The sequence below is a fragment of the Blautia sp. MSK17_66 genome, from assembly GCF_020538025.1.
GTDB lineage: Bacteria > Bacillota > Clostridia > Lachnospirales > Lachnospiraceae > Blautia_A.
The window spans coordinates 180,234-204,725 of the sequence record NZ_JAJBNQ010000001.1 but is presented as its reverse complement, the minus strand read 5'-3'; the positions used below and the strand labels follow the sequence as shown (position 1 = coordinate 204,725).

Here is a 24,492-nt window from a genome sequence, read left to right as displayed (position 1 = left end):
ATGAGAGAGAAAGAAAACTTAACATTATTAGGAAACCAGCATACGGAATATTGTATGGATTATGATCCGTCTGTATTAGAGGCATTTCAGAATAAACATCCGGGAAATGATTATTTTGTCAAATTCAACTGTCCGGAATTTACAAGTCTGTGTCCGATTACAGGACAGCCGGATTTTGCAACAATCATAATTTCTTATGTTCCGGATGAACGTCTTGTGGAGAGTAAATCCCTGAAATTGTATCTGTTCTCATTTCGGAACCATGGAGATTTTCATGAAGATGTGATCAATATAATCATGAAAGATTTGATCCAGCTTCTTGAGCCTAAATATATTGAAGTCTGGGGAAAATTCCTTCCGCGTGGAGGGTTGTCTATCGATCCATACTGCAATTATGGAGAGCCTGGCACCAAGTGGGAACAGGTTGCATGGAATCGTATGAGTAATCATGATATGTTTCCGGAGAAGGTTGACAATCGGTAATATATTCATAAATAAGAATGATAATAATTCTAAAAATAATCACCTTCAGGATATAATAAAACAAATTATAGCCTGAAGGTGATTTTTATGGCAAAATACAAAAAGAAACCGGAGAATTAAAAATATGGATTTTCTGTAAAAATTGAGGAAACTTTTACATAGGACAAGACAAAATGAAAGCGAGAAATATGATGAAAAAGCAAGCGTATTACCATCTGCCGGGATTATTTGAGTTTTATGAATTATATCGAATCTTTCTGCCTTTGTTTCGGGAGCACAGAGAGTATTTTTATGACTGGTGCGAAATTGGTTCAATATACGGAGCTCCATCAGATTGTATATGGGGTGGTGGTCGAACTTCCTTAGGAGAGGCGGATTCACGGAAAGTACTGGCACTGATGCAGGAATATAAGATATCAGCCCGGCTGACATTCAGTAATTCACTTCTTCGAGAAGAACACTTACAGGATCAAAAATGTAATGCACTTTGTGCATTATTCGAAGAAAATAAGGGAGTGCAAAATGGAGTGATCATTCATTCAGATCTACTGCTGGATTATCTGCAAAAAAAGTATCCGGGACTCTATCTGGTTTCTTCGACCACAAAGGTGCTGACGAATTTCAGAGAATTTCTGGAGGAAACAGACAGAGAAGAATTCTGTTATGTAGTGCCGGATTTTCGTCTCAACAAAAGATTTGAACAATTAAATCAGATGAATGCACAGCAAAAAGCAAAGGTGGAATTTTTGTGTAACGAATGCTGCTGGTTTGGCTGTAAAGACAGAAAAGTCTGTTATGAAACAGTCAGCCGAAAAAATCTGGGAGAAGACTGCAGGGAGCATATCTGTACTGCACCTGGGGCGGAGGATGGATATCTTTTTTCAAAGGCAATGACAAATCCGGGATTTATCAGTGTGAAAGATATTAAAGATGTTTATCTGCCGATGGGATTTTCTAATTTCAAGATTGAAGGACGGGGGTTGGGAAGTGCGCTGATCCTGGAATTTCTGTTGTATTATATGACTCGGCCGGAGTATCAGATCAATGTCAGGGAAAAGATATATCTGGACAATATGCTGGATCTTTTATAATATATTTATAACTATTCGGTACCTTCACAGTGATTACTGAATAGTTACACATATTCATTGCATTAACAAAGGAGAGACCGATATGAAGATTGTATTTCTGGATGCAAAAACAATTGGAGAGGATATTGATTTATCTGTATATGATGCTCTCGGAGAAGTAGTAAAATATGGATTTTCTACTCCGGAAGAGGTTTTAGAGCGAGTAAAAGATGCAGATGTCCTGGTTATCAATAAAATCGAAATTAATGAAAGAACGATTGGAACCGCTCAAAATTTAAAACTGGTATGTGTGACAGCTACAGGAACAAATAATCTGGATAAAGAATATCTGGAGAAACGTGGAATCGCATGGAGAAATGTAGCAGGATATTCAACAGAGTCAGTCGCACAGCATACATTTGCGTTACTATTTTATCTGTTAGAGAAAATGCGTTATTATGATGAATATGTAAAAGACGAAAAATATGTAAATGATACGGTATTTACTCATTTTGCAGAGCACTTTAATGAGATTAGCGGAAAGACATGGGGAATTATCGGACTTGGAACTATAGGAAGACGAGTTGCTGACATTGCGAAAGCGTTTGGTGCACGTGTGATTTATTACTCTGCTTCGGGAAGAGCAGCGCAGGAAGGATATGAGCAGGTCGATTTTGAGACGTTGCTTTCCACATCGGATATTGTATCTGTGCATGCTCCATTAAATGAATATACAAAAAACTTAATGAATCAGGAAGCATTTGCAAAAATGAAAAAGACAGCAATTTTCCTGAATCTTGGACGTGGACCGATTGTAGTAGAACAGGATTTATATGAAGCATTAAAAACAGGAGAGATTGCGGCAGCCGGTCTTGATGTGTTATGTGAAGAACCGATGAGTGAAACCAATCCTCTTGTAAAAATAAAAGACAGCAAAAAGCTTATCATTACTCCACATATTGCATGGGCAAGTGTGGAAGCAAGAAACCGACTGATGCAGATCATCGTAGGACAGATCAGAGAATTTTTTGATATGTAAAATGAGATACTTCTGCCAGATCCGCAAAAAATTAAGTTCCATTATATTATTTCTCAAAATCAGAGGATTGGATGTTCATAATTCCCTATATAAGACGTTTATTTTGAATGATAATTCATCTATACTGGCACTATCAAGAAGATAGACGAGGTAATCAGATAAATGCAACACAGAGAATGTTATGCAGCTAAAAGGCAGAAGGAGTAGACGATGTTATCATTATTATTTGCATTTTGTATGATTTGGTTTATTGGGAAATTTCTTATATTTGGCGTGAAGGCATCCTGGGGAATTATGAAATTGCTTTGTACAGTAGTATTCTTTCCGGTGATTCTTATAGGACTGGTTGTTGGAGGACTGCTGTATATTGCTTTTCCATTGTTGATCGTAGTAGGAATCATAGCACTGGCAGCATCACGTTCATAGTATTCAGTAACTATTCAGAAGGGAGTATTCCGCGAGGCATTCTAACTCGTAACTGTGAGGGTACTGAACAGTTACAGTATTCTAAAAATCAGACATAATGAATTGCGCATAGATAAATGAAAGGCAGTGAACCAAGAATCGGTTCACTGTCTTTCATTTTATGTAGATTATCTTAATTTGTCTTTTTCTCTGTGCAGAAGTTCGAGGTTCAGTTTCTGCTCGCTGGCAGTCTTATCGACCCAGAGATTCAGGGAATCTATTGCCAGTGAGATTTCATTCAGTTTTTTACTGATATATGCAAAATCTTTCATCTCATCATCACTGATCTTACCATCACGGGCAATCTGAATCAAGCGTCCTGTCAGAGGATTAATCTCGTTCAGACTGGCAATTGTTTCCAGAATAATATTTGACAGATCAGTTACTTTCACTTCCGGAACATAACGATGACCGATTTCACATTTGTGAGAACAATAATAATTGCAGAGATCTGGTCTTTTGTAGGCATCGGCCATCTGGATGATATCATAAGGAGTAGGATCCTGCAGTTCATATTCGAACTTTTCGAGCCTGGAATCGGAAACAGCGTCCATCTTATCACATGCTTCTGATCTGGTGAGACCTGCCTCTTCGCGACAAATCTGATAAATTGTTTTGTTTTTTCTGGTTGACTGTTTTCCCATGAAAGAATAACCTCCTGCATAGCAAAAAATATGAGAATTATCTGGCTTTACCAAGTATAATCTATTATACTGGAAACATCAGGAAACAACAAGAGTCTGGCAGAGATGTCTATAGAATTGTTTCACGTGAAACATATCTGACAAAACAAACTTCTTAAAGAGTCAGGGAGACAGAAGTGATTCTGAGAAGAATATATGTTACCTGTGAACAGTTACGAATATATTAGCTTATGCTGACCAGTATCCCGCACCAAGTCTCATATGCGTTTGACATGAATTCAGATTCAGTAGAAAAGGATAGAGGTACAAAATGATATTTGATTTTGATAAAGAATTTCAGAATATGATGCAGAAGCACAGTTTAAACACAGTGATCCTTCTGGGTCATCTGAATCCCGATGGTGATGCGGCCGGCTCAGTGATGGGCCTGGCACATTATATAAAAGTAAATTATCCGCAATACAGAGTAATTCCGTACCTGGAGGATACTTTGGACAAAGGTCCGAAGAAACAAGTGAAGGCAGACAGAGTATTTGATCCTTTGACAAAGCCGGATATCACAGATGAGAGATACGCAGTTATCGTATGTGATACCGCAGTTTTATCTCGGCTGATTGGAAAAGAATACTATGAATGCGCAGAGACTTCTATGGTGATCGATCATCATGCTTCCAATGAAGGATATGGAGATATAAATTATACAAAGATATCGGAGGCCTGTGCAGAGAATGTGTATTATATTCTTGACCAGGCGAAGCTTAAGAAAACGATGATTTCAGAGATGAAACCAACAGCAGCTGATTATATTTACATGGGCATTCTTCATGATACGGGATGTCTTTCCAGAGCAAAGATGAGTACGATGCAGGCAGTGACCGGATTATTGGAACTGGGAGTAGAGCATAGTTATGTGATGCAGACGATGCACAATGACACTCTGGAAAGCTTGCAGACAAGAGCTGGATTGCTTGAGCGGGCGGAACGTCTGCTGGATGGAAAGATAGCCTGTGTATGTGTCAGTCGTGCAGAGAGTGAAGCAGAAGGAATCGGCTACGAGGATATTCATCCAATCAGTGGAATTCTCAGAGACTGCGAAGACATAGAACTTGGATTTACAATGTATGAGGAAGAGGAGAACCGTTGGCGTTGCTCATTCAGATCTGACGGAAAGTGGATTAATGTTAATGAACTTCTGAAGAAATTCGGTGGTGGTGGACATGCCGCGGCGGCTGGAGTTCGCAAGCGGACAAATAACATGGAAAAATTCAGGCAGGATATATTGGAAGAGATCATTATGATGCGAAAAAATATAAAGAAAGAACGAGCATAAACACAGGAGTTACCTGTCATCAGAAATCAGAGGAAGAATAAAACAAATGAATCAGAATGAGACACAATGGGATAAATTACTGAAAATAAAGACAACCGGCCGGGATGATTCACACTCAGATCAATATCGGTATCCGTATGAACCAACATCTTACATGGTATTGGAACGACTGGCAAACAGTGGACTGATCAGGAAAAATAATACCCTGTTGGATTATGGAACTGGAAAAGGGAGGGTGTGTTTCTATCTTTCTTATCAGACCAGATGCAGAGCAATTGGTATAGAGTATGATGAGGCTATCTATCAGAAAGCAATAGCAAATAAGGAAACAGCAGTAGCTGGGAATCGGTCTTCATTTATTTTATGTGGAGCAGAAAACTATGAAGTTCCTGTGGATGTGGATCGGTGTTATTTTTTTAATCCGTTTTCTGTGGAGATTTTTCACACAGTCCTTGCAAAATTGTATGAATCATATTATGAAAAACCAAGAGAGCTACTGCTGTTTTTTTACTATCCTTCAGAAGATTATATAAGCAGTCTGATGACGCAGGAACAATTGATGTTTTATGACGAGATAGATACATCAGATTTGTTCCCGGGTGATGATAACAGAGAGCGGATTATGATTTTTAGAGTAATCTGAAAGTAACTGTTCACAGGTAATATTCTGCGAGGTGTTTTGCCGTGAATATGGCAAAATCCCTGGTTGTATTTATTCTCGAAAAACAAAGGTGTGTATGTTATACTGAATGTATATTTACCATGATTTGAAATGTATTTTGGCTCATAGCAGTAAGGGTACTGAACAATTATGAGTGAGTAAAGATGAACAGGAGGTGTTCCATGAGTAAAAAAATCGAAAAAATGAGATGGGCGGCAGAGGACAAAATTTATCGCAGAGATGAATGGATCAGACAGGACAATGAAGAACTTCTTATGTTGGAGAAGAGACTGAATGATCTGGACTTGTCCGAAAGGGATCGGAAGGTTGTGGATGATTATGCAGCATGCATGGAATCTAAACAGGATCGAATGGGATATCTTTTATATGAGGCAGGAATGAAGGATGCAAAGAGAAGAATACGGATTCGCAAAATGATCGGTAGGCTCTCAATTGCGGCTGTAGCGGTCACAATTCTGGTGTTCTGGCATGAGAAAATCTTAAACCAAGTCAGGCACAGGTAAGAATCAGTATATGATTCGAAACTGCATAAGCGAATATATAGGTCTGATAAAAAAAGCGGAATCACTTTAGTCAACGTCACTAAAGTGATTCCGTTTTTTGATTAAAACTTAGAAAATCAGATTGCGTCCAGTGCCTGTGCAATGTCGGCAATTAAATCGTTTTTGTCTTCGAGTCCGCAGGAAATGCGAATCAGTCCGGCAGGAACTCCGGCAGCAGCGAGCTGCTCATCATTCATCTGTCTGTGTGTGGAAGTAGCCGGATTCAGACAACATGTTTTGGCATCGGCAACGTGGGTTTCGATTGCAGCAAGCTTAAGGTTCTTCATAAATTTCTCCGCAGCAGCACGTCCGCCCTTTAATTCAAAGGATACAACACCGCATCCACCGGAAGGGAGGTATTTCTTTGCGGTTTCATAGTATTTGTTGGAAGGAAGTGTAGGATAATTTACGAATTCTACTTTATCATGTTGTTCCAGAAATTCAGCGACAGCCTGTCCGTTTTCTACGTGTCTTGGCATACGTACGTGAAGAGATTCCAGACCAAGATTCAGGATAAATGCACTCTGTGGTGACTGTGCACAGCCGAGATCTCTCATCAGCTGGGAAGTACATTTGGTGATAAAAGCACCTTCTTTGCCAAATTTCTCGGCATATGTAACCCCATGATAAGAATCATCCGGGGTGCAGAGTCCTGGGAATTTTTCAGCATGTGCCATCCAGTCGAATTTACCTCCGTCAATGATCGCACCGCCAAGAGCAGCACCATGTCCATCCATATATTTTGTGGTTGAATGTGTGACAATATCAGCACCCCATTCAATTGGACGTAAATTGATCGGGGTTGGGAATGTGTTGTCTACAATAAGAGGTACTCCGTGAGCATGAGCAGCTTTTGCAAATTTTTCTATATCTAAGACAGTAAGAGCCGGGTTCGCGATAGATTCACCAAATACGGCTTTTGTATTATCCTTGAATGCAGCATTTAATTCTTCGTCCGTACAGTCTGGATTAACAAAAGTTACATCCACACCCATTTTTTTCATGGTAACAGCAATTAAATTATAGGTTCCGCCATAGATGGAGGAAGAGGAAACAATGTGGCTTCCTGCCTCGCAGATATTGAACAGAGCAAAGAAGTTTGCTGCCTGTCCGGAAGATGTCAGCATTCCAGAGGCTCCACCTTCCAGAGCTGTGATTTTGGCTGCAACATAATCATTGGTCGGGTTCTGAAGTCTTGAATAGAAATAACCGCTTGCCTCCAGATCAAAGAGTTTGCCCATATCTTCACTGGTATCATATTTATAGGTGGTTGACTGATAAATAGGAATCTGTCTCGGTTCTCCGTTTCCTGGTGTGTAGCCTGCCTGTACACATTTCGTGTTAATAGAATAGTCCATAATTTGTGTTCCTGCCTTTACGTTTATAGTATCTTTGGTTGCTGTGAATTGAGTGAACAGTAACTATCTTTTATGTTATACTCTTTTTGAGAGTATGTAAAGAGCAAATACATACTTAGCAGGTATGAGAACTGCTATAGAAATTGCCTGCAGGGGAGTATGCTGTGAGGTGCTTTGTCATGAATGTGGCAAAATCCTGGGATATACAGGACAAAATACTGCGATAAAATACAGGTACCGTGCGGGCAGCGAAGCGGCTACAGAACAAAAACAAAGAGAAAAGGAGACAAAGCATGGGAAAAGTAATAAGAATTAATGGAGCAGGAGCAAAGGAGGAAAGTTTAAAGGATATTTTTGAAAATTTACATATGCTTAAGAGAACGCTTGCCGGTGTGGTGGCTGAGTATGAAGAAAATGAAGCGGAAGAAAAGAAAACAGATCTTCTGACAGAAGCATTAGACGCTCTGGAGGATGCATATGATGCCATTAACGAAGTTCTGCTGGATGAAAGGTAGGTATAACTATGGAGAGTTATATTACAACCTATACGCACAGACATTTTGATCCTACTGATCCAGATCCGGAGTTGATTTTGATTGAGGATATTGCACATGCACTTTCAATGCTTTGCAGAGGAAATGGGCATGTCAGTTCATTTTGGTCGGTAGGCGAACATTGCATTTGCTGTGCGAAGGAGGCGGCAGGCAGAGGGCTTTCCAAAAAGGTTGTTTTGGCATGTCTTTTACATGATGCCAGCGAATGTTATATGTCGGATGTTCCGAGACCGTTAAAACAGAATATGAAAGATTATAAGCAGCAGGAATCCAGCCTGTTGGATGTGATATACAGAAAGTTTCTGGGGGAAGCTCTTACAGAAGAAGAGGAAAAACAGATCAAAGCAATCGATGATGATCTCTTGCGGTATGATTTGGAGATGCTTTTGGGAGAAAAGCAGGATAGAGAGAAACCGGAACTTCATATAAGGCTGGATTATAAAGTACGACCGTTTGATATGGTGGAAAGAGAATATTTGGATTTTTTCAGAGAATTAAGCTCTGAATTGGAAAACAAAGTATGACCAAATGTTTCACGTGAAACATTTGGGGAAAATATTTTATGGAATGAATCTGAGATGCAAGTTGACAGAGACGCATCTCAGATTTTTTTGCTTTACGGAGAGCTGCTTTATAATGTTCTGATAAAGCCAAAAACTCTCCGCGAGGATGCGGCCAGATATATGTGGAATATGTCTGCTAAAGCAGAATGTATTTGGTGCACAAAGCGTAATAAGTGTTACTGATTATTCCGTTCACAGCAACTTGGCTAAAATCCATCTCCAATTCCTTCCAGCAATCAGAATAAACGACGGTGAATCGTGAAAAAACCAGAAGAGTGAAAGAAGGATGATGCACAGAATTAGTTTTAGGTGAAACATAGGATGACAGTTTAAGAAAAACGCGATAATGTACAATAAATAGTAGTATAAAATATTATATGTACTATAAACGGTATATAATATAAAAAATTATATAATAAAATCAAGAAAACGGAAGAAGTGCAATATATTGCACGAAAGAATAAGGACGGGCAAATAAGGGTTTGAATTTCCTGAAAGAAGAAAGATATCTTAGGTTCACGGGCGTAACTGTTCACAGGTAATATCCCGCGAGGTGTTTTGCCATGAACATGGCGAAATCCCGAGATATACGGGGGTGTTGATATCTATATTTTATGCGGGAAATGGTTGAATTATGACATGGATTGTGTATAATTAGTTCAAAATTGAAGCATTTTACAGATGGATTAAATCTGTTAGGAAAAGTGGCATTTGATATTCTGTTGTTTCTGGCGAATAATCCAGAGTATAAAACGGCAAGCGATATCGTGGAATATCGTGGGATCAAGGCAAATCTGGTATCGGTTAATGTGGATAAATTGGTTCATGACAGATATCTGAAATGGAGAAAAAACCGGATAAGATTTTACAGGGAGAGAAATAATATATGGTAGTAATGCTGTTTTCAGTGTTGTCATAGGCACGATAATGTTATAGTATAAAGAAAAAAAGAGGTATATCATATATGCATAAATATAAATAGGAGAGCTATAAAAATGTCAAAGGAAAACACAGATAAAAAAATGTTTGAAAGATATGAATTTCGAAATATCCATATGGAAGAAATATCTCAGGCAGCAGAAATTGAGAAAATCTGTTTCCCTCCAAATGAAGCCTGTACATATAAACATATGGAAGAACGGATAAAGAAGGCGAAGGAACTTTTTCTTGTTGCAGTGGACAGAGATACAGGAAAAATTGTCGGATTTCTTAATGGGCTGGCAACGAATAGGGAACATCTGACTGATGATTTTTTTGAAGATGCAGATGTACATGAAGCGGAGGGCAGGAATATTATGCTGCTGGGACTGGATGTACTTCCAGAATATCGGTGTCAGGGTCTTGCACGTGAGCTTATGAGGCAGTATCTGGAGAGAGAAAAACAAAAAGGACGCAAAAGAGTTGTTCTTACCTGTCTTCCGGATAAGGTTAGGATGTATGAGAAGTTTGGATTTGAAGATCATGGTATTGGAGAATCTGTATGGGGCGGCGAAGCCTGGTATGAAATGAGTATTATATTAAATGAATAAGATGATCTGGAATGCATGTTGCCTTGTAACTGTGAGGGTACGGAACAGTTGCGAAGCGAGAAGAAAAGGAGTGAGATTTTTATGGATTTGATGCAGGAAGCAATTTTAATGGGATTTTCGGGAGCAGCAGTTATGGATACAAAAGAACTTGTTTTTGTTCCGGAATACAGGACATTTTGTGAAGAAAATTTATGTGGTTGTTATAATTTGAATCCTGCCTGTCCACCTGCAAGTGGAACGGTGGAAGAAATGAAACAGCGAGCACTGAGTTATGAAAAAACTCTGGTGCTGCAGACAACACAGGAGGATCTGCATGATCCGGTTGAATATAAAAAGGAAAAACTTTTTCATAACAAAATGACGGAAGAGCTTGCAGAGAAAATGAGGGCAGAGGGAAAGACAGATATTCTGATCATGAGTGCCGGACCATACAAGAAAAATTCCTGTATGTCAGCATATTGTGTAGATGCACAGAAGATGGCAGATGCGGCAGGAATGCTCTGCTGGACAGATGATGGAAATATCCGATATTTTTCACAGATTTTATTTCATGAATAATTTGTATTACAGGGACAAACGTGCTAAAATTACTAACAGACATAATTGTTCACAAGGTACATAGTTACTGGCAGACGGGAGGTTCTGACTTATGGAAAGACACGCATTTGCAATGAAAGTAAAAAAAGGAAAAATGAATGACTATCGACGCAAGCTTGGTGAGATATGGCCGGAGTTGACAGCATTTCTTGACCGTAATAAGGTAAGTAATTTCAGTATCTGGAATGCAGAGGATCTGATCTTTGGTTATTATGAGAATGAGGATGGAGCAGTCCTGAGTGCAGAGGAAGATGTTGCAAAGAATGTAATTACTGCAAAGATTCAGGATACTTTTGACTGGATTTCCACACCTGGTAAGGATATGCGTCTGATGTATCATAATTTTGGTGTTGTAAGAGAAAATAAAGAACTGATCCGTCACAGAATGTTTATGACGAAGCTTAAAGATGGCTGTGAGGAAGAATATAAGAGGCGTCACGATGGACTGATCGCACAGAGAGGCGATTCAGTGGATCCGGGTCCGGACAGTAATTTCAGTATCTGGAGTGCCGGAGGATATATCTTTGGTTACGATGAGATTGATATAACTATGGAAGTAGAAGAAACAACGGAAGCAAGAGAACAGACGGTTGAATGGGAAATGCGTCAGCTTGGAATCATGGACTGGATCACAAATGATGTAGACTGGATGACAGGTGATGTTCATGCAGATGTAAAGCGTCTTGCATGGCATAACTGAGTTGGATAACAAAATATAAAGCAAAGGTAACTATTCAGAAGGTAGTATCCCGCGAGGTGATTTGGAATGCATTTTGACTCGTAACTGTGAGGGTACTGAACAGTTACAAGCAGAGAATAAAGTGTGTACGAGAGTATGCACTTTATTTATATAAGAGGATGCGACCAGATGCATGTGGAAGCTGTGAGAGCGGAGTGAGAACATCCGTCTGACGGACTTTTTTTTCTGAATTAACAGTTTCGTCACATATTTCCCACAAAGTCAACACAAATACCACCTATACTTCTAGACATAAAAGAAATGAAACAACAGAGATTCCAAGGAGGGGATTTTGATGACAGATATGAACAATAAATTTATGAATGATAATGATGAACATAGAGATAATGATCCGAAAGAAAGAATGAGAAAAAAAGTAAAGAAAGCAGCAGGTATTGCATTATGTGCAGTTCTTGCAGGCGGACTTGCAGCAGGTTCCTTTGAGGGAGTGAATGCAGTTACCGGATGGAACAGCAGCAAAGTAGAAGCAGCTTCTTCTGAAAAAGAAAACACAACACTTCTTCAGACAAAGTCCAAAGAGAAGGACAAATCAGACAGTAAGGATGACAGCAAGTCTGAGAAAGCAAAGGGAAGTCTGGATGTATCTGATATTGCTGCAGAAGGTATGAAGTCTGTTGTGGCTATCACAACGAAATCTGTTCAGGATGTACAGAATTATCTTGGATATTATGGATTTGGCGGAAGTCAGGGATACACAACCCAGCAGGAAGTTGAGGGAAGTGGTTCAGGTATCATCGTTGGGAAAAATGATGATAACCTTCTGATCGCGACAAACTATCACGTAGTAGAAGGTGCGGATACGGTATCTGTTACCTGTATTGATGGAGAAACTTACGAAGCAACGGTAAATGGTTATGATGAAGACAAAGATCTTGCAGTTGTTTCTGTAGCACTGTCCGATATTTCGGATGATACGATGGATCAGATTCAGGTTGCAACCATGGGAAGCTCCGATGATCTTAAGGTTGGTGAGCAGGTAGTTGCTATTGGTAATGCACTTGGATATGGACAGTCTGTCACAACAGGTATTGTAAGTGCCAAAAACCGTAAGCTTAACTCAGACGGTTCCGAAGGCGATGAAGATTCAGATGCAGTTAATCTGATTCAGACAGATGCAGCAATTAATCCTGGAAACAGTGGTGGAGCACTTCTGAATATGAATGGTGAAGTAATCGGAATCAATTCAGCAAAGCTTGCTTCCACAGAAGTTGAGGGCATGGGTTATGCGATTGCGATTTCTGATGTTACAGACACTCTGGAAAATCTGATGAATGAAACACCGAGAGATAAGGTTGATAATCACGGTGTACTTGGAATCACAGGTATGTCTGTAAGCGAAGAGGCTGTCAAGTACTATGGAGTTCCAGAGGGCGTTCTTGTCTCAGAGGTTACGGATGGAGGTGCTGCAGATAAGGCCGGCATTAAAGAAAAAACTATCATTACAGAATTTGATGGCAAGAGAATACGTAGTATTGAGGAATTGGTAAGTCGTCTTGAGTATTATGAGCCAGGCGAGGAAGTAGATGTTACTATTGAAGTCGCAGACGGTGATTCCTATAAAGAAAAAACAGTTACAGTAACTCTTGGTGAAAACTCAGAGAAGAATCAGGATTCCGATGATGATTCAAAAGAGAAACCAGATCAGGAGGAACCAGATGATCAGGACAATGATGTACAGGATGGAGAAGACGATGGAAGTACAGACAGTCTCCTGAGAGATTTCCTTGAAAATGGCATGTCCTATGAACATTATCATAACGTCTGGTAAAAGTTTTTGTCGGGCAGCAATATATAATTATTATAAACAGGAAGGGAACTGGTGCAGTTGCATCGGTTCCTTTCTTTTGTTATACTAAAAAAGTCAAAAAGCAGAAATACCTCAGGTATTTTACGGAATAGAAAGAAAAGGAAACACGGTATGAACTATATTGTTTTTGATCTGGAATGGAATCAGAGTCCAGGCGGAAAAAAATATTCGAACAGTCGCCTGCCTTTTGAAATCATAGAGATCGGTGCTGTGAAGATGAACGAAGAAAGAGAGACGGTAGATGTCTTTCAGAGACTGATAAAACCACAGGTATATAATTGGATCCATGACAGTATCCATGAAGTGATCCATGTGGATTATAAAGATCTTGAGAATGGAAGTCCTTTTTCAGAGGTGATAAGAGAATTTCTGAACTGGTGTGGAGATGATTTTGCATTCTTTACCTGGGGAAATCAGGATGTAATGGAATTGCAGAGAAATATGAAGTATTATGGGATGCTGTCTTTGCTTCCGGGGCCGGTGAAATATTATGATGTCCAGAAGGTTTTTGGAATGTGCTGTGAGGAGGCTGGCGGTCGGAGAAGTCTGGAATTTGCGATCGATCAGCTTGCTATTCCAAAGGAACAGACATTTCACAGGGCACTTACAGATGCACGTTACACGGCAATGGTACTTAAATGGGTGGATGAGAAAAAATTATTTGCGAATTATTCTGTAGATGTATATCAGAATCCGAAAAAAAAGAAAGATGAACTTTTTCTGTCCTATCCGGATCATGATCAGTATGTGTCGAGAGAATTTACAGACAGAGATAAAATTATGCGGGACAGGGAAGTAGCAAGCACAAAATGTCCGATTTGTCATTTGCCTGCAAAGCGAAAGATTCGCTGGTTTATGAATAATTCCAGAGCGTATGAGAGCGTTTCTTTCTGTCAGAAGCATGGATATGTAAAAGGTAAGATAAGAATCCGGCATACAGAAGAAGACAGGTATTACGTGATTAAAACGCTTAAGAATGTTGGAGATGAAAAAGCGGAAGAAATCCGTGAAAAAAGGGATTCCCTCCGCAAAAAGAGACAGGTCAAAAGACAATCAGAGAAGCAGATCTGAGATTGAGTTTTTTGGATAGTATCTGGCGGTTCCAACCTGGTGACCATTGAAGATATAATTGATGGTCAGAAGGGGACGACCTGCCGGATTTTTTTGTATAGAGTAATTTTTCTTAACAGATGCAGTATCTGCATCGTTTGGAAGAGCTACAGAAGGTGTTTTCATTGAATAAAAAAGAACACATTTCCTGTAGTCTTTGATCAGATATTTTTCTGCCGGAAGACAGGAAAAACAGATTTCTTTTTTTGCTTTTATTGCAGACCTGGAAAAATTGTTAAATCCATAGTCTAAAAGAGATTTTGTATCGGAATATGCACCGTTGATGGACTGCATTACAACAGATACAAGATACATATTTCCCCGGCGGGCAAAGGTGACAAGTGTATTTCCGGCAGCTTCTGTGTAACCGGTCTTGCCGCCAAAAACGCCGTCATAGGCATATGCCTGTCCGCTCATCATTTTATGGTGATTCAGAAGGTAGCGTGTTTCACTGAATTTATTGGTTGCCGGAATTTCATAGTAACCGGTGGTACAGTATTTACGAAAGGTAGGATTAAACCAGGCAGCACGGGCGATTTTTGCCATGTCGTTTGCTGTTGTATAATGCTTTTCATCCGGAAGACCGTTAGGATTGTTGAAATGCGTATTTGTACATCCAAGCTGACGTGCCTTCAGATTCATAAGCTCAACAAATTTCTTGACGGATCCGGAAGTCTGTTCAGCTATGGCAAGAGTCATTTCGTTAGCTGATTGGAGCATAACTGCCATGAGAGCCTGTTCTACGGTGAATTCTTCGCCGGTATCTGCGTAAATACTGGAACTTTGTGTATCTGTGATTCCGTGGGCTGCTGTTTCTGACATGGAAAATTTATCTGTTGCTTTCAGACTTTCACTGCCGAGCAGAGCAGTCATGATTTTGGTAATGCTGGCAGGATACTGAGCCTTATCTGCGTTCTTGGAATAGAGGATGGTGCCAGTTGTCATGTCCATCAGTACCGCGGATTCGCCCTCAATCTGTGGACCCTGTACCCATCCCTCTATAGAATCTGTGTCTGCAGGCTGTTTATAGTAATCCGTATGATAAACCTCCTCTGGAACAGGTGTTGCTGTTACAATTGGGTCGCCGTATTCATCTGTAGCGAGAACGGGAAGAGTCTGGCAGACAATAAATGCAGCACAGAGCAGACCGCTCAGAATACGTTTGAATTTTTTGTTTTTCATTAGAATACCTTTCTTTATTTCCTGGAATCTTTATAGTATATCATTCTTTTATAATTATACTGTAATCATTTTTTGCATACAAGGGGAGATTTGTGAAGTGAAAATCAAAAGAAAAAAAAGGACTCGTGAAAAAACCTTGAATCCCTGAAAATATCGCAAAAAGACCTTGACATATAGAAAATCATAACCGTATAATGAAACAGCAAATATAATAAAGTAAAAACTGTGATGGAGACAGTACATCGACAGGAAGACCGCAGAGAGCCGGGATGAGGTGGGAGCCTGGTGTTAGTAGTTTCGATGGAAGATCACTCTGGAGTTTCTTTTCTGAAATTCTGATAAAGTAGGGAAGGACGGTGTTTCCGCCGTTAGAGGGAACATGTATCGGCATTTATTATTACTGCCAGCCCGTACAATGTAACAGGTGGTGCGAATGTGGAATTACTTTCGTCCTTTTACAGGATGGAGGTTTTTTTTATATTAACAGGATATTTATCCTGTTATATAACGCTCCGTGATTATTTTTTTACAATAAAAGGAGGAACTAGTTGTGTACCAGAAGGTAGATACGAATCTGAATTTTGTAGATCGTGAAAAACAAGTAGAGAAGTTCTGGAAAGAGAACCATATTTTTGAAAAGAGTATGGAAGACCGTAAAGATGATCCTACTTATATGTTTTATGACGGACCGCCGACAGCAAACGGCAAACCGCATATTGGTCATGTACTGACCCGTGTTATTAAGGATATGATTCCGAGATACCGTACTATGAAAGGATATATGGTACCTCGTAAGGCCGGATGGGATACCCATGGACTTCCGGTTGAACTGGAAGTTGAGAAGAAACTTGGTCTGGATGGCAAAGAACAGATCGAGGAATATGGTATGGAGCCATTTATCCAGCAGTGTAAAGAGAGTGTATGGAAATACAAAGGAATGTGGGAAGATTTTTCCTCAACAGTTGGATTCTGGGCTGATATGGAGAACCCATATGTTACCTATCATGATGACTATATTGAGTCTGAATGGTGGGCACTGAAAGAAATCTGGAATAAGAAGCTTCTGTACAAAGGATTTAAGATTGTTCCTTACTGTCCGCGTTGTGGAACACCACTTTCTGCCCAGGAAGTTTCACAGGGATATAAAACGGTCAAGGAACGTTCAGCGATCGTTCGTTTTAAGGTTGTTGGAGAAGATGCATATTTCCTGGCATGGACTACAACACCGTGGACCCTGCCATCTAACGTTGCACTCTGTGTAAACCCGACAGAGGTTTATTGCAAGGTAAAAGCAGCAGATGGATACACATACTATATGGCAGAAGCTCTGCTTGACAAAGTTCTTGGTAAACTTGGCTCTGAGGAGACCCCGGCATACGAGGTTCTTGAGAAGTATGTTGGTAAGGATCTGGAATACAAAGCATATGAGCCACTGTTTGAGTGCACGGGAGCTGAAGCTGCAAGACAGAAAAAGAAAGCTCATTATGTTACAGCCGATAACTATGTAACTATGAGTGATGGTACAGGTATTGTTCATATCGCACCGGCATTTGGTGAGGATGACAGCCGTGTAGGCCGTGAATATGATCTTCCGTTTGTACAGTTTGTAGACGGTAAGGGTGATATGACTGCAGAGACTCCATATGCAGGAGTGTTTGTTAAGAAAGCGGATCCGCTGGTACTTCAGGATCTTGATAAAGAAGGCAAGCTTTTTGATGCTCCGAAATTTGAGCATGACTATCCACATTGCTGGAGATGCGATACACCACTGATCTACTATGCACGTGAATCCTGGTTTATCAAAATGACAGCAGTTAAAGATGACCTGATCCGCAATAATAATACAATCAACTGGATTCCGGAGAGCATCGGTAAGGGACGTTTCGGTGACTGGCTGGAGAATGTTCAGGACTGGGGAATTTCCCGTAACCGTTACTGGGGAACACCACTGAACATCTGGCAGTGTGAATGTGGACATATGCATTCTGTCGGAAGCCGTCAGGAACTCTTTGAGATGAGCGGTGATGAAAAAGCCAAAACAGTAGAACTTCATCGTCCATACATTGATGAGATCACACTGAAATGCCCGGAATGTGGCGGAACCATGCATCGTGTACCGGAGGTTATTGACTGCTGGTTTGACTCAGGAGCAATGCCTTTTGCACAGCATCATTATCCATTTGAAAACAAAGATCTCTTTGAAAAACAGTTCCCGGCAGACTTTATTTCTGAAGCTGTTGACCAGACAAGAGGATGGTTCTATTCTCTGCTTGCTGAGTCTACGATCCTGTTCAACCAGGCTCCATATAAGAATGTTATCGTTCTTGGACATGTACAGGATGAAAACGGACAGAAGATGAGTAAATCCAAGGGAAATGCAGTGGATCCGTTTGATGCTCTGGAGAAGTACGGTGCGGATGCAATCCGCTGGTATTTCTATATTAACAGTGCTCCGTGGCTGCCGAATCGTTTCCACGGCAAGGCTGTTCAGGAAGGACAGCGTAAGTTCATGGGTACTCTGTGGAACACTTATGCGTTCTTTGTTCTTTATGCAAACATTGACAATTTTGATGCAACAAAATATACTTTAGATTATGACAATCTTCCAGTTATGGATAAGTGGCTTTTAAGTAAGCTGAATTCCGTAGTGAAGACTGTCGATGACTGCCTTGCAAACTACAAGATTCCGGAAAGTGCAAGAGCTCTTCAGGAATTTGTAGATGAGATGAGTAACTGGTATGTAAGAAGAAGCCGTGAACGTTTCTGGGCTAAGGGCATGGAGCAGGATAAGATCAATGCTTATATGACTCTGTATACTGCTCTGGTGACAATTTCCAAAGCAGCAGCTCCGATGATCCCGTTCATGACAGAAGAAATCTATCAGAACCTCGTAAGAAGCATTGATAAAGATGCAATTGAGAGTATTCATCTCTGCGATTTCCCGGAAGTCAGAGAAGAGTGGATCAACAAAGAACTGGAAGATGATATGGAAGAACTTCTTAAGATTGTTGTTCTTGGACGTGCAGCAAGAAATACTGCAAATATCAAGAACCGTCAGCCGATCGGCACCATGTATGTAAAAGCTGACAAAGAAATGGGTCAGTTCTACACAGACATTATTGCAGACGAGCTGAACGTCAAAGAAGTGAAATTCGCCAGTGATGTAGAATCTTTCGTTTCCTACAGCTTCAAGCCACAGCTTCGTACTGTAGGCCCGAAATACGGTAAGCTTCTGAATGGTATCCGTACAGCACTTGCTGAAATCAATGGAACAGAAGCTATGAACGAACTGAAATCTACAGGACTTCTTACTCTGGATATCGATGGAAACAAGGTAGAACTTTCTGAGGAAGATTTATTGATCGAGACCGCACAGACAGAAGGTTATGTAACAGAAGCAGATGGTGATATCTCTGTAGTTCTTGATACAAATCTGACACCTGAACTGATTGAAGAGGGATTCGTCCGCGAGATCGTCAGCAAAGTGCAGACTATGAGAAAAGAAGCCGGTTTTGAAGTTATGGATAAGATCCATATCTATGCAAAAGATAATGACAGGATTCTTGAACTCATGAAGAACCACAAAGAAGAAATCATGTCCGAAGTACTTGCAGAGGATATGACTCTGGGCACAACCGATGGTTATGTAAAAGAATGGAACATCAATAAAGAACCAGTTGTTCTTGGTGTTGCAAAAATGTAAGTAGCTCATGCCCGGTAATATATATACCGGGCATGATTTATAAAAGGTCACTGTTTACAGGTAATATTATGAGGAGTGAACAGTAACATAAAAGGATAAATGAGGAGGAAACACGATGATTAACGAGCAGTTCAAAAAAGAAGCTTTTAAGAAGAGTGTAAAAGAGAATGTAAAATTTCTTTATCGTAAGAAACTGGAAGAGGCTACACAGGAGCAGATCTTTCAGGCTGTATGCTATACGGTAAAAGATGTTATTATTGATAACTGGCTGGAAACACAGAATGCATATAAAGAGCAGGATCCTAAGACAGTTTACTATATGTCCATGGAGTTCCTTATGGGACGTGCTCTTGGAAATAACCTGCTCAATCTGACTGCATACAAAGAAGTAAAAGATGCTCTGGATGAGCTTGGTCTGGATCTTAATGTGATTGAAGATCAGGAACCGGATCCGGCACTTGGAAATGGTGGTCTGGGACGTCTGGCAGCATGCTTTTTGGATTCTCTTGCAACACTGAACTACAGTGCATATGGATGTGGTATCCGTTATCGTTATGGTATGTTCAAACAGCAGATCAAAGACGGATATCAGGTAGAGGTTCCGGATAACTGGCTGAAAGACGGATATCCATTTGAACTTCGCCGTCCGGAGTACGCAAAAGAAGTTCATTTTGGCGGATATGTAGATGTTGAGTACGATCCGGCAACAGGAAGTAATAAATTCGTACACAAGGGATATCAGGCAGTAAAAGCTGTTCCGTTTGATATGCCGATCGTAGGATACAACAATAATATCGTAAATACTTTAAGAATCTGGGATGCAGAGCCGATCGTAGACTTCGAGCTGGATTCCTTTGATAAAGGTGATTACAAGAAAGCAGTTGAGCAGGAAAACCTTGCCCGCAATATCGTGGAAGTTCTTTATCCGAACGATAATCATATGGCTGGTAAAGAGCTGCGTCTGAAACAGCAGTACTTCTTCGTATCTGCAAGTCTTCAGGCTGCAATCGAAAAATACAAAAAAGATCATAAAGATATCATGAAGCTTTATGAGAAAGTTACTTTCCAGATGAATGATACTCATCCGACAGTTGCTGTAGCAGAGCTTATGCGTATCCTTATGGATGAAGAAGGTCTTGGCTGGGATGATGCATGGTCTGTAACAACAAAATGTGTTGCTTACACAAACCATACAATCATGGCAGAAGCTCTCGAGAAATGGCCGGTTGAGCTGTTCTCCAGACTGCTTCCACGTGTATACCAGATCATCGAAGAGATCAACCGTCGTTTCATCCTTGATATTCAGGCTAAATATCCTGGAAACTATGAAAAGATCAAGAAGATGGCAATCCTCTATGATGGACAGGTAAAAATGGCTCATCTTGCAATCGTTGCAGGTTACTCTGTAAACGGTGTTGCCAAACTTCATACAGAAATCCTTAAGAAACAGGAACTGAAAGACTTCTATGAAATGATGCCGGAGAAATTCAACAACAAGACAAACGGTATCACTCAGAGACGTTTCCTGCTTCACGGAAACCAGCTCCTTGCAGACTGGGTAACAGATCATATCGGACCGGAATGGATCACAGATCTTTCTCAGATTGGCAAACTGAAAGTTTATGTTGATGATGAAAAAGCACAGCAGGAATTCATGAACATTAAGTATCAGAACAAGGTTCGTCTGGCTAAATACATTCTTGAGCACAACGGAGTAGAAGTAAATCCACGTTCTATCTTCGACGTTCAGGTTAAGAGACTTCATGAGTACAAACGTCAGCTTCTGAACATCCTGCACGTTATCTATCTGTATGATCAGATTAAGAAACATCCGGAAATGGATTTCTATCCAAGAACATTCATTTTTGGTGCAAAGGCATCTGCAGGTTATGCTCGTGCCAAGAAGATTATCAAACTGATCAATTCTGTTGCAGATGTTGTAAACAACGATGCTTCTATTAATGGCAAGCTGAAAGTTGTATTCATTGAGAACTATCGTGTATCCAACGCTGAGATGATCTTTGCAGCAGCAGATGTTTCTGAGCAGATTTCTACTGCAAGTAAAGAAGCTTCCGGTACAGGTAACATGAAGTTTATGCTGAATGGTGCACCGACTCTGGGAACTATGGATGGTGCCAACGTAGAGATCGTAGATGAAGTTGGTAAGGAAAATGCATTCATCTTCGGTCTGAGTGCAGATGAAGTTATCAATTATGAAAACAATGGCGGATATGATCCGAGAGTTATCTACAATACAGATGATGAAATCCGTCAGGTACTGACAGAGCTTGTTAACGGAACCTTCTCTTCTGATACAGAACTGTTCCGTGATCTGTATAATTCTCTTCTGGATCAGAATGGTGGAGAGAAAGCAGACCAGTACTTTATCCTTGCTGATTTCCGTTCTTATGCAGCAGCACAGAAGAAAGTGGAAGAAGCATACAAAGATGAAAAAGGCTGGGCTCGTATGGCCATGATGAACACAGCATGTGCAGGTAAGTTTACATCTGACAGAACTATTCAGGAATATGTGGATGATATCTGGCATCTGGACAAGGTTTTTGTTAAATAATAGATTCGCAGCGATTGTGGATAAAAAGGATCTGGCTTATGAAAGTCAGGTCCTTTTTGCAGTAGAAAATGTGGCTCAGTTCCAGGTATATCCTGAAGCTGGATTGTCATTCTTTTAAAGCTTTTCGGTATTCTCGTGGGCTGCAGCCTTTGATTTTGCTGAATACTTTGGAATAGTAGTTAGAGTCGGAAAATCCGGTTTTTTCGGCTATGGCGCTGATGGATTCTTTGGTATTCAGGTATTCCAGACTGCGTTCGATTCTGTATTCCTGCAGGAATGCAAAAAGAGTAGTGTTCATGTGCCGTTTGAACAGACGGGTACATTCACTTTCACATAGATGAAGGCTCTCAGAAATATCTGTCAGAGTGATACGATTCATGTAATTCTGTTCTATGTAGGAAAGGATTTTTCGGATTCGCTCGTATTCGGTGAGGTCAGAGGCAGTGGTTACTGGTTGATGAGGAAGATGTTCTGCAAGCAGTCTCCACATAATCTGCATTCGTATGGAAATATCCAGTTCATAAAAATCAGGACGATCTTTATCAAGTGAAATCACTTTCAGCATCTGTTCACGAAAGTCTTTGTGCCATTCTCTGCTGTAATCGATATGCATGGCACAGATGGAAAGGTTCTGGATAATAGGATCCACATATTTTGTGCAGATGGTACTTCGAAAAAAACCATAGATCAGTTTGGGGTCAAAAGTGACAGGAATATAAGAACAATCTTTCTGATCTATCATTTCACCGGAATGCAGGGCGTTGGAATTGCAGAAAATGATCTCACCTTCTTTTAAGTGAAAGGAACGGTTATTTATCCGATAATGCATGGCCCCCTTTTTTATATAAGTGATTTCAATTTCCGGGTGACAGTGCCACATAAAAGAGTTGGAGTCATATTCTGACAGATTATGATGGCTGACCAGAAACGGAAAATGGTCATTGCCATGTTTTTTTAATTCTTTTTGGAACTGATTTGTGACGATCTGCATAAGAATCTCCTTTAAAAGAAATATTGTAACTGTTCAGTATCTTCACTGTTACGGAATGTTCGTGTGATGCAGTAAAGTTTAAACGCAGGAAATTACGGTTATTTTCCTTTTATTATAGACATAATTACCTAAAAAACGCAAGATATTACTGTTTTTTCGCAGATTAATCAAGGTATTTTATCCAGAATGCAGTATAATGAACTTATCAGATATGCAGAGAAAGAACAGTTACGAATTTTATTAAAATAAAATCTAAAAGGAGAACAGGAGAATGAACTTACCAGAAACAGCAAAACTTCAGGAAATCTATGGGGAAACAGAAATTTGCGGTGCTCGTTTCAAGAAACTCGCAGACAATTTTGCAGAAACCTATAAACAGGACAAAGCAGAATATTTTACATCTCCAGGAAGAACTGAGATTATCGGAAATCATACAGACCATAACGGTGGTAAAGTAATCGCAGGAAGCATTAATCTGGATACAATAGGAGCAGCTTACCCAAATGGGACACAGGTTATCCGTATTACCAGTGAAGGCTACAGAGATGAGATTGTAGTAGATCTTACTAAGCTCAGCAAAGCAACTTACAAAAAAGGAACACCGGCACTTGTTGCAGGTATGATGGAAGGTGCACAGAAGAATGGATTTAAGGCAGCAGGTTTTGATGCATATGTAAGCACAAATGTTATTGCAGCAGCCGGTGTCAGTTCCTCTGCTTCCTTTGAAATGCTGATCTGTACAATCATCGATCACTTCTTTAATGAGGGCAAAATGACTTATAATGACTATGCAAAGATCGGTCAGTATGCAGAGAATGTATATTGGGATAAAGCTTCTGGAATGATGGATCAGATGGCATGTGCAGTAGGCGGCCCGGTACTGTTTGATTTTGCAGACAGAGATAACCTGAAATACAGTAAGCTGAATTTCTCCTTTGGAAAATTTGGATACAGACTTGTTATTGTAAATACAGGAAAAGGTCATGCGGATCTGAGTCAGGAATACTCTGAGATTCCGGGAGAGATGAAGGCTGTTGCCAAAGTACTTGGTGTAGAACTTCTTCATGAGACGAATGTAGAGGCACTTCTTGAGCACTGCAATGAAATTGAAGATGACAGAGCTGTTCTTCGTGCACTTCACTTCTTTGGAGAAACTTCCCGTGTAGAAGAGGCAGCAGATGCAATCCATCATGATGATTATGATAAATTCCTGAAGCTTATAGATGAATCCGGAACTTCCTCCTGGGAACTTCTTCAGAACTGTTATACAATGAAAGATTTCCATGAGCAGAAAATTACCAGAACTCTTGCACTTACTCAGCTGTTCCTTAAGAAGATCGGTGCAGGTGTATGCCGAGTTCATGGAGGCGGATTCGCCGGTGTTATTGCAGCAATCGTTCCGGAAAAGGAACAGGATAACTATGTAGAATATATTTCCAGATTTGTTGGAAAAGAAAATGTATATCCGATGGATATCCGTGCAGTCGGAGCAGCACATATCGGATAAACAA

The 24,492-nt window shown here is 40.2% G+C and carries 22 protein-coding genes; 18 read left to right on the top strand and 4 right to left on the bottom strand.

Annotated elements, in window-relative coordinates; all coding sequences use genetic code 11:
* From queF to LIR34_RS00930, 4 genes are all read left to right on the top strand, one after another.
* Positions 1-483 (top strand): preQ(1) synthase, encoded by a 483-nt coding sequence (queF, locus tag LIR34_RS00945; RefSeq protein ID WP_173901534.1) that lies wholly within the window; start codon positions 1-3, stop codon positions 481-483.
* A 191-nt stretch (positions 484-674) separates the two neighbouring features.
* Entirely contained in the window at positions 675-1,574 is a 900-nt protein-coding gene (locus LIR34_RS00940; protein ID WP_173901638.1) for a hypothetical protein, read from the top strand.
* Positions 1,575-1,656: 82 nt separating this feature from the next.
* On the top strand, positions 1,657-2,592 hold the full coding sequence (locus tag LIR34_RS00935; protein WP_173901535.1) for a D-2-hydroxyacid dehydrogenase: 936 nt from the start codon (positions 1,657-1,659) through the stop codon (positions 2,590-2,592).
* Between the two features lie 237 nt (positions 2,593-2,829).
* Entirely contained in the window at positions 2,830-3,018 is a 189-nt protein-coding gene (locus LIR34_RS00930) for a hypothetical protein (RefSeq protein WP_330603573.1), read from the top strand.
* 167 nt (positions 3,019-3,185) lie between these two features.
* On the opposite strand, the gene LIR34_RS00925 is transcribed toward LIR34_RS00930, so the two are convergent.
* Positions 3,186-3,701: an XRE family transcriptional regulator gene (locus tag LIR34_RS00925; RefSeq protein ID WP_173901537.1), complete on the bottom strand. Its 516-nt coding sequence runs from the start codon at positions 3,699-3,701 to the stop codon at positions 3,186-3,188.
* 310 nt (positions 3,702-4,011) lie between these two features.
* Here LIR34_RS00925 and LIR34_RS00920 point away from each other — a divergent pair, with 310 nt between their 5' ends.
* From LIR34_RS00920 to LIR34_RS00910, 3 genes are all read left to right on the top strand, one after another.
* Positions 4,012-5,031, top strand: a complete 1,020-nt coding sequence (locus LIR34_RS00920; RefSeq protein WP_173901538.1) for a DHH family phosphoesterase — start codon at positions 4,012-4,014, stop codon at positions 5,029-5,031.
* 46 nt (positions 5,032-5,077) lie between these two features.
* Complete coding sequence (locus LIR34_RS00915; RefSeq protein ID WP_173901539.1) at positions 5,078-5,674, top strand: SAM-dependent methyltransferase; 597 nt, start codon at positions 5,078-5,080, stop codon at positions 5,672-5,674.
* Positions 5,675-5,874: 200 nt separating this feature from the next.
* Entirely contained in the window at positions 5,875-6,216 is a 342-nt protein-coding gene (locus tag LIR34_RS00910) for a hypothetical protein (protein ID WP_173901540.1), read from the top strand.
* A gap of 116 nt (positions 6,217-6,332) precedes the next feature.
* Here the strand turns inward: LIR34_RS00910 and LIR34_RS00905 are convergent, their stop codons facing one another.
* A complete protein-coding gene (locus tag LIR34_RS00905) occupies positions 6,333-7,613 on the bottom strand; it encodes an O-acetylhomoserine aminocarboxypropyltransferase/cysteine synthase family protein (protein WP_161285011.1) in 1,281 nt (426 codons plus the stop codon).
* Positions 7,614-7,906: 293 nt separating this feature from the next.
* Between LIR34_RS00905 and LIR34_RS00900 the strand changes: the two genes are divergently transcribed.
* The 8 genes from LIR34_RS00900 to LIR34_RS00865 all read left to right on the top strand — a co-directional run bounded on the left by LIR34_RS00900 (position 7,907) and on the right by LIR34_RS00865 (position 14,494).
* Positions 7,907-8,128: a hypothetical protein gene (locus LIR34_RS00900; RefSeq protein WP_161285012.1), complete on the top strand. Its 222-nt coding sequence runs from the start codon at positions 7,907-7,909 to the stop codon at positions 8,126-8,128.
* An 8-nt stretch (positions 8,129-8,136) separates the two neighbouring features.
* Positions 8,137-8,691, top strand: a complete 555-nt coding sequence (locus tag LIR34_RS00895) for a hypothetical protein (protein WP_161285013.1) — start codon at positions 8,137-8,139, stop codon at positions 8,689-8,691.
* Positions 8,692-9,395: 704 nt separating this feature from the next.
* Complete coding sequence (locus LIR34_RS18090; protein WP_330659925.1) at positions 9,396-9,623, top strand: MarR family transcriptional regulator; 228 nt, start codon at positions 9,396-9,398, stop codon at positions 9,621-9,623.
* A gap of 102 nt (positions 9,624-9,725) precedes the next feature.
* On the top strand, positions 9,726-10,259 hold the full coding sequence (locus LIR34_RS00885; RefSeq protein WP_173901541.1) for a GNAT family N-acetyltransferase: 534 nt from the start codon (positions 9,726-9,728) through the stop codon (positions 10,257-10,259).
* Between the two features lie 81 nt (positions 10,260-10,340).
* The gene (locus tag LIR34_RS00880; RefSeq protein ID WP_173901542.1) at positions 10,341-10,817 is read left to right on the top strand and encodes a DUF2284 domain-containing protein; all 477 of its coding nucleotides are present in this window, start codon (positions 10,341-10,343) and stop codon (positions 10,815-10,817) included.
* A 91-nt stretch (positions 10,818-10,908) separates the two neighbouring features.
* On the top strand, positions 10,909-11,556 hold the full coding sequence (locus LIR34_RS00875) for an L-rhamnose mutarotase (protein WP_173901543.1): 648 nt from the start codon (positions 10,909-10,911) through the stop codon (positions 11,554-11,556).
* A gap of 334 nt (positions 11,557-11,890) precedes the next feature.
* Complete coding sequence (locus LIR34_RS00870; RefSeq protein ID WP_173901544.1) at positions 11,891-13,384, top strand: S1C family serine protease; 1,494 nt, start codon at positions 11,891-11,893, stop codon at positions 13,382-13,384.
* A 150-nt stretch (positions 13,385-13,534) separates the two neighbouring features.
* The gene (locus LIR34_RS00865; RefSeq protein ID WP_173901545.1) at positions 13,535-14,494 is read left to right on the top strand and encodes a 3'-5' exonuclease; all 960 of its coding nucleotides are present in this window, start codon (positions 13,535-13,537) and stop codon (positions 14,492-14,494) included.
* Here LIR34_RS00865 and LIR34_RS00860 read toward each other — a convergent pair.
* Positions 14,477-15,715, bottom strand: coding sequence for a D-alanyl-D-alanine carboxypeptidase family protein (locus LIR34_RS00860; protein WP_173901546.1), 1,239 nt, complete (start codon positions 15,713-15,715; stop codon positions 14,477-14,479). The two genes, LIR34_RS00865 and LIR34_RS00860, sit on opposite strands and share 18 nt — an antisense overlap.
* Positions 15,716-16,265: 550 nt before the next feature.
* On the opposite strand from LIR34_RS00860, the gene ileS reads away from it, so the two are divergent.
* The gene (gene ileS / locus LIR34_RS00855; RefSeq protein ID WP_173901547.1) at positions 16,266-19,418 is read left to right on the top strand and encodes an isoleucine--tRNA ligase; all 3,153 of its coding nucleotides are present in this window, start codon (positions 16,266-16,268) and stop codon (positions 19,416-19,418) included.
* A 115-nt stretch (positions 19,419-19,533) separates the two neighbouring features.
* The gene (locus tag LIR34_RS00850; protein WP_161285020.1) at positions 19,534-21,990 is read left to right on the top strand and encodes a glycogen/starch/alpha-glucan phosphorylase; all 2,457 of its coding nucleotides are present in this window, start codon (positions 19,534-19,536) and stop codon (positions 21,988-21,990) included.
* Positions 21,991-22,096: 106 nt separating this feature from the next.
* On the opposite strand, the gene LIR34_RS00845 is transcribed toward LIR34_RS00850, so the two are convergent.
* Complete coding sequence (locus LIR34_RS00845) at positions 22,097-22,981, bottom strand: AraC family transcriptional regulator (RefSeq protein WP_173901548.1); 885 nt, start codon at positions 22,979-22,981, stop codon at positions 22,097-22,099.
* A 271-nt stretch (positions 22,982-23,252) separates the two neighbouring features.
* Between LIR34_RS00845 and LIR34_RS00840 the strand changes: the two genes are divergently transcribed.
* On the top strand, positions 23,253-24,488 hold the full coding sequence (locus LIR34_RS00840; RefSeq protein ID WP_173901549.1) for a galactokinase: 1,236 nt from the start codon (positions 23,253-23,255) through the stop codon (positions 24,486-24,488).
* Positions 24,489-24,492: the final 4 nt, after the last annotated feature.

Excerpts from the sequence above, each read along its gene's own strand:
- queF (WP_173901534.1), top strand. The coding sequence starts at position 1 with ATGAGAGAGAAAGAAAACTTAACATTATTAGGAAACCAGCATACGGAA.
- LIR34_RS00940 (WP_173901638.1), top strand. The coding sequence starts at position 675 with ATGAAAAAGCAAGCGTATTACCATCTGCCGGGATTATTTGAGTTTTAT.
- LIR34_RS00935 (WP_173901535.1), top strand. The coding sequence starts at position 1,657 with ATGAAGATTGTATTTCTGGATGCAAAAACAATTGGAGAGGATATTGAT.
- LIR34_RS00930 (WP_330603573.1), top strand. The coding sequence starts at position 2,830 with ATGATTTGGTTTATTGGGAAATTTCTTATATTTGGCGTGAAGGCATCC.
- LIR34_RS00925 (WP_173901537.1), bottom strand. The coding sequence starts at position 3,701 with ATGGGAAAACAGTCAACCAGAAAAAACAAAACAATTTATCAGATTTGT.
- LIR34_RS00920 (WP_173901538.1), top strand. The coding sequence starts at position 4,012 with ATGATATTTGATTTTGATAAAGAATTTCAGAATATGATGCAGAAGCAC.
- LIR34_RS00915 (WP_173901539.1), top strand. The coding sequence starts at position 5,078 with ATGAATCAGAATGAGACACAATGGGATAAATTACTGAAAATAAAGACA.
- LIR34_RS00910 (WP_173901540.1), top strand. The coding sequence starts at position 5,875 with ATGAGTAAAAAAATCGAAAAAATGAGATGGGCGGCAGAGGACAAAATT.
- LIR34_RS00905 (WP_161285011.1), bottom strand. The coding sequence starts at position 7,613 with ATGGACTATTCTATTAACACGAAATGTGTACAGGCAGGCTACACACCA.
- LIR34_RS00900 (WP_161285012.1), top strand. The coding sequence starts at position 7,907 with ATGGGAAAAGTAATAAGAATTAATGGAGCAGGAGCAAAGGAGGAAAGT.
- LIR34_RS00895 (WP_161285013.1), top strand. The coding sequence starts at position 8,137 with ATGGAGAGTTATATTACAACCTATACGCACAGACATTTTGATCCTACT.
- LIR34_RS00885 (WP_173901541.1), top strand. The coding sequence starts at position 9,726 with ATGTCAAAGGAAAACACAGATAAAAAAATGTTTGAAAGATATGAATTT.
- LIR34_RS00880 (WP_173901542.1), top strand. The coding sequence starts at position 10,341 with ATGGATTTGATGCAGGAAGCAATTTTAATGGGATTTTCGGGAGCAGCA.
- LIR34_RS00875 (WP_173901543.1), top strand. The coding sequence starts at position 10,909 with ATGGAAAGACACGCATTTGCAATGAAAGTAAAAAAAGGAAAAATGAAT.
- LIR34_RS00870 (WP_173901544.1), top strand. The coding sequence starts at position 11,891 with ATGACAGATATGAACAATAAATTTATGAATGATAATGATGAACATAGA.
- LIR34_RS00865 (WP_173901545.1), top strand. The coding sequence starts at position 13,535 with ATGAACTATATTGTTTTTGATCTGGAATGGAATCAGAGTCCAGGCGGA.
- LIR34_RS00860 (WP_173901546.1), bottom strand. The coding sequence starts at position 15,715 with ATGAAAAACAAAAAATTCAAACGTATTCTGAGCGGTCTGCTCTGTGCT.
- LIR34_RS00850 (WP_161285020.1), top strand. The coding sequence starts at position 19,534 with ATGATTAACGAGCAGTTCAAAAAAGAAGCTTTTAAGAAGAGTGTAAAA.
- LIR34_RS00845 (WP_173901548.1), bottom strand. The coding sequence starts at position 22,981 with ATGCAGATCGTCACAAATCAGTTCCAAAAAGAATTAAAAAAACATGGC.
- LIR34_RS00840 (WP_173901549.1), top strand. The coding sequence starts at position 23,253 with ATGAACTTACCAGAAACAGCAAAACTTCAGGAAATCTATGGGGAAACA.